Raw genomic sequence first — 244 nt, 5'->3', positions numbered from 1 at the left:
TTCAAAAATGCGCTTGGCCGTGTAACGTTGCTTGCGGGGAAGCGCTTGTTCCTCGAGCAGCCAGGTGTCGATGATTTCAAGGTACGGTCCCAGCACCGGGTGGCGCGTGCGGCGGGGACGAAGGCGTAGATTCCAGTCGTCCCGAGTCGCGTACTTTTTCGCCGTGCGCCAGTTGACACCCACAGACCGCGCAATTTCGGAGATCGAGTACTCCCCACTCTCGTAAAGAAACTTGATATACTGC

General features: G+C 57.4%; 1 pseudogene. It reads right to left on the bottom strand.

The annotated features are described in order from the left end of the window. Nucleotides 1-244: pseudogene (locus J3481_RS14560) on the bottom strand (IS21 family transposase); the annotation flags it as partial.

Source organism: Alicyclobacillus fructus (assembly GCF_017329605.1).
Classification (GTDB): domain Bacteria; phylum Bacillota; class Bacilli; order Alicyclobacillales; family Alicyclobacillaceae; genus Alicyclobacillus; species Alicyclobacillus fructus.
This window is presented reverse-complemented; position numbering and strand designations above follow the sequence as displayed.